The organism is Aminobacter sp. P4_H6_2, assembly GCF_056400805.1.
In genome coordinates, this window is sequence record NZ_JBFUKO010000425.1 from 1 (window position 1) to 4,707 (window position 4,707).

Sequence of the window (4,707 nt, forward strand, 5' to 3'; positions counted from 1 at the left end):
GCTTCAACACAGCCTATTATGTCAGGGCTTTCCTGCCCAAGGCCTTGGCCGTCGACTATTTCACGGGGGTCGGCACCGATACGATTTCAGATGAAATGCTTGCCTTCATCGAAGGCACCGGAATTGGCACGAGCTTCGTCCGCCGCGTTCCTGGGCGCAGCCCCGGCCTCTACATGATCCATCTCAAGGACGGCGAGCGCAGCTTCTCCTACTGGCGTTCGGCTTCCGCAGCGCGGCTTTTGGCCGACGACACTGGTGCCTTGCGCGCGGCCATCGATGCGTCGGACATGGTTTTCTTTTCCGGCATCACGCTGGCGATCCTCGCGCCCGAGGCGGTAAAAAACCTCCTGGTCGAACTCGACCGCGCCAGGGCTGYGGGCAAGCTGGTGGCCTTTGACCCCAATATCCGCCCCAGACTTTGGGATGACGCGGAGACCATGCGGCGTACGATCACCGCTGGTGCCGCCGCCGCTGCCATCGTCATGCCGAGCTTCGAGGACGAGGCGACCTATTTCGGTGATGCTTCGATCGGCGCGACAATCGCCCGCTATCGCGGCCTCGGCATCGAAAAGCTTGTTGTCAAAAACGGTGCCGAGGGCATTACGCTGTCCTTCGGCGGCAGTGAGACTTTCGTGCCGTCGGCCGTGGCCGAAAAAGTGGTCGACACCACTGGCGCCGGCGACAGCTTCAACGGCGCCTTCCTGGCAAGATACATCGAGACCGGTGATCATCTCGGCGCCGCCGAATTTGCCGCCCGCGTCGCCGCCTCAGTTATTGGCCATCACGGTGCCTTGCTGCCGCCTGCCGAGTTGCAGGCATTGGCCTGATGAACCGCGTCGCCCGCCATTGCCGCGGCATTGTGCAATTTGCCTCTGCTTTGATCGGAGGCACTTGATTTCTTGTAAAATAACTTTACCTCTAGTGAAATGTTGTTTTTTCGAAATTGCCGTGGCAGGGGATCACTAGGGTGAAGGAAGACCGCTTGTCAGCCGTGGCTGATGCCGACGGCAATAAGGTATCGGCTGCCGTTGCGGCAAAGGCTCGCCCGGTGCCGCTGCTTCAGGACCCGCATGCGGTGCGCGACACGCCTGAAAAGGTGCTGGAAGTGGCGCTTGGCCACGAGGTCCGCGCTTTCCGCAAGAAGCTGGGCATCACCGTCGCCGATCTGGCGGCGATGACCAACATTTCCCTCGGCATGCTGTCCAAGATCGAAAACGGCATCACCTCGCCGTCCTTGACCACGCTGCAGTCGCTATCTCGCGCGCTTGGCGTGCCGCTGACCGCGTTCTTTCGCCGCTTTGAAGAAGAGCGCAATGCCGTCTTCGTCAAGGCGAATGAGGGCGTCGACGTCGAGCGCCGTGGCACCCGCGCCGGCCACCAGTACAATCTGCTGGGCCATATCGGCTCCAACACCGCCGGTGTCGTGGTCGAGCCCTATCTCATCACGCTGTCGGAGGATTCSGACGTCTTCCCGAYSTTCCAGCATGASGGCATGGAGTTCCTCTAYATGCTGGARGGCGARGTSGTTTACCGCCAYRGCARYAACCTCTACCGCATGACGSCGGGCGAYAGCCTGTTCTTCGATGCCGATGCCCCGCACGGTCCGGAAGAGTTGACGACACTACCGATCCGCTACCTCTCGATCATCTCCTACCCGCAGGGCAGCAGCGGCGATTGAGCTGTCCGGTCTTGATCGACTTCTGTATGGCGTCTATTTCCCAGGTTAAGGTGTCYTGAACCAGGAGAGGTCGTGCAGACTGCCGCAGAAGGCGCCTTGGCGATTGCCAAGGAAATCGTGAAGCATCGGGCGGCCGATCGGAGACGGCGTGGGGTTGGCGCAAAACCTCAAGCAAGATGCAGCCGATCGCATGCTGAAGGGTCCAGGTCCGCTGACGGACAAGCGGAGCAAGGAGCTTCGCTACATCATCGCAGATCTCATCGAGGACTTGCACGGCGATCGCACCGCGCCTGAAATCCGGGCGATCTCAGCCAGCCTTTATCAACCCCTCGCCGATCTCACATTATTGGGCCGAGGCGTCTGGTCAGGAAAGGGCAAGTGGGTTCCACGTCTGCTGCACATGCATGACAGTGAACTGGCGGTCCGGTTCGACGATGCTTTCCGTTCAGCGGCCAATGGGAAGAGTAGCGTCCTGCGGGCCCTTGCAGAAGGCGAACTGTCGCGGAATGGCGGGGCTTTTTTTGCCGGCGACCGAAGGCAAGCACCCGCTTCCGCCAGGCAGGCGCTGGACAACGACAACCCTGCCTAACCAAAACGCCACGCATCCTGGGACACGCGGCGTTTGGCATTTCAAATCTCGGGCGGAAAACCTAGTCCGGGCTGAAGCCGGGCGAGGTCGGTGCACCGTCATCATATTTCGACAGCCATTCGACGACAGTCGGGCGATAGCGGGTCAGGCCCTTGTATTCGGCCAGTTCCACCGGCAGGTCGCGCAGCACGCGATGGAAGCGGCGCGCCCATTTGGGCACGGTCACTAGCTCATCCATCTTGAGCAAATAGCAGCGGATCGGGAAGACCAGAGCGTTTGAACGCGGTAGCCGGAAGAAGCTCTGCAGTTCGACGCGCAGGTGCACCTTCTGGCCGACATTCTCCGGCGTTACCGTGAGGCGGTCGCTGCCCCATTTGTGGAAGTTTTCCGGGCTGGTATCGAGCCTCGGGTTGATGGTCATGGTCCAATTCAGCCGCCGAGCCGGCTGGCCCTGCTGGATGTTGATCAGGAACTTGAGGGCGCGGGTGAAGATGCCCTTTTCATGCGCCAGCGGCACTGGGGCATGCCATTCGAAGAAGTTCATGCCGATGTCGAAATCGAGCGACCAGTCGGCCTGGGTGGTGACCATGCCGGCATCCATCCACAGATTGCCGTCACGCTGGTCGAGGATGGCGAAGTCGCCCTGACTCTGGCGGGTGATATATTCCATCGGTCCGTAGGGCAGGGTGGAGACGTCGCCGAAGGTGAAGGTGTCGTCGATGCCGAGCGGCCGGTTGATCCAGTGCCAGCGGTCGCCGTCGCGCGTCAGCGTGAAGTGCTCGGGGTAGCTCTTGGCCTTCTCGGTCATCAGCAGTTCGAGCAGGTCCCAGCCGGCGAGCGTCATGTGCGGCAACGACTGGCAGCGCAGCGGATCCTCTGCCAGGACCTTGGCGCGGTCCTGCATTTCCGAAACATAGTGCTCGTCGACATCGATCAGATGTTCGAACACGCTGTTCTTCGGCCCAGGCACATGCGGCTCGATGTTGACCGAGTACATGTAGGCGTCTTCGTGATAGGGGAAGGGAAACCGCCTGACGTTTTCCGGACTGTTCCTGAAGGTAAAATCGTCGCGGAACGTCTCTTTCCTGAAGTTAATTCCCATCAATTCCTCCCTCTTTCAGAGCGCCAAGCGCCCTGAGTGTTCTACCGTTCCAGGACCAGCGAACGGCCCTCGAAACGCGAGACGCATGGCATGATCTTCTTGCCCGAGCAGTGCTCCTCATCGCTCAGCCAATGGTCGTTGTGCTTGAAGGTCCCGTCATAGGAGATGACGTTGGTCTCGCACTGGCCGCAGACGCCGCCGCGGCAGAGATAGGGCGGATCGACGCCCGCGGCCTCGATCGCCTCAAGCAGGCTCTGCTGCTCGCCGACACGGATTTCCAGACCGCTGACAGCCAGCTTGACGTCGAACGGTGTGCCCGGCTGCGGTGCCGCGAAATGCTCGTAGTGCACCGAGTCGTCCGGCCAGCCATGGGTGGCCGCCATGTCGCGCACCCATTTGATCATGCCGGCGGGGCCGCAGACATATATGTGGGTGCCCAGCGGCTGCGTGGCGAGCAGGCGTTCGAGCGGGATGCGTTCGTTGCGCTCGTCGAGATAGAGGTTGACCCGCTTGCCATAGCGTTCGCGCAGGACATCGGAGTAGCTGCCGAGCGCTTCGCTGCGGCAGGTGTAGTGCAGTTCGAAATTGCTGCCGGTGGAAGCGAGTTGTGCTGTCTGGGCAAGGAACGGCGTGATGCCGATGCCGCCGGCGATCATCAGATGCTTCTTGGCGCGCAGGTCGAGCGAAAACAGGTTCACCGGATAGCTGATCACCATGTCCATGCCACGCTTGACGCGGTTGTGCATGAACAGCGAGCCGCCGCGGCCGACATCGTCGCGGCGCACCGAGATGGTGTAGTCGCGCGTGGTGAGCGGCGAACTCATCAGCGAATAGGGATTGAGCCTGGTGGTGTCGCCATCGCGCATTTCGACGACGACATGGGCGCCGCCTGAGAAAGTTGGCAGGTCGCCGCCGTCGGTACGCTCGAAATGGAACCGCTTGACCAGTTCATTTACCGCGACCACTTCGGTCACGGTGACGTTAATCTTGTTTGTTCCCGCGCTCACCGGAAAATCTCCTCTGTCTGAGGGATCTCGGTCGGATCCTCGGCATTGATGCAGACGCCCTGGAAGGCAGCATGGCGCTTGGAATAGTGGTCGCGCACCAGCAGCAGCAGGCCGCAATGCGAGCAGGTGGCCGGCTGGGTGGTGACGTTTTCGGTGATGCCCTTGCAGTGCACGCATTGTACCCGGCGGGCCCACGAGCCGCGATGCTCGGTCTGGATCGAGACAGGGTCGATGCCCGCCTCGAGCGCTGCCTGCATCATCTGGCCGATCAGGCCTTCGGTACCGGCGAGATAGATGCGCAGGCCCATATGGGCGTTGGCGAGCGTCCAGT

Annotated in this window: 6 protein-coding genes; 3 read left to right on the plus strand and 3 right to left on the minus strand. The window is 61.3% G+C overall.

The genetic code is table 11. The features are described from left to right. The 3 genes from AC1DUU_RS23430 to AC1DUU_RS23440 all read left to right on the plus strand — a co-directional run. Positions 1-827: sugar kinase (locus AC1DUU_RS23430; RefSeq protein WP_476785782.1), on the plus strand; the 827-nt coding region annotated here is incomplete at its 5' end. A gap of 164 nt (positions 828-991) precedes the next feature. Continuing rightward, positions 992-1,678, plus strand: coding sequence for a helix-turn-helix domain-containing protein (locus tag AC1DUU_RS23435; RefSeq protein ID WP_476785787.1), 687 nt, complete (start codon positions 992-994; stop codon positions 1,676-1,678). Positions 1,679-1,832: 154 nt separating this feature from the next. Further along, positions 1,833-2,267: a hypothetical protein gene (locus AC1DUU_RS23440; protein ID WP_476785783.1), complete on the plus strand. Its 435-nt coding sequence runs from the start codon at positions 1,833-1,835 to the stop codon at positions 2,265-2,267. 61 nt (positions 2,268-2,328) lie between these two features. Here the strand turns inward: AC1DUU_RS23440 and AC1DUU_RS23445 are convergent, their stop codons facing one another. From AC1DUU_RS23445 to AC1DUU_RS23455, 3 genes are all read right to left on the minus strand, one after another. After that, entirely contained in the window at positions 2,329-3,369 is a 1,041-nt protein-coding gene (locus AC1DUU_RS23445) for a heme-dependent oxidative N-demethylase family protein (RefSeq protein ID WP_476785784.1), read from the minus strand. A gap of 41 nt (positions 3,370-3,410) precedes the next feature. Beyond that, positions 3,411-4,376, minus strand: coding sequence for a PDR/VanB family oxidoreductase (locus tag AC1DUU_RS23450; RefSeq protein WP_476785785.1), 966 nt, complete (start codon positions 4,374-4,376; stop codon positions 3,411-3,413). Beyond that, on the minus strand, positions 4,373-4,707 hold a 335-nt coding region (locus AC1DUU_RS23455; RefSeq protein ID WP_476785786.1), incomplete at its 5' end, for a dimethylamine monooxygenase subunit DmmA family protein. The genes AC1DUU_RS23455 and AC1DUU_RS23450, both read right to left, overlap by 4 nt.

Coding starts and splice junctions, on each gene's coding strand:
- AC1DUU_RS23445 (WP_476785784.1), bottom strand. CDS start 3,369: ATGGGAATTAACTTCAGGAAAGAGACGTTCCGCGACGATTTTACCTTC.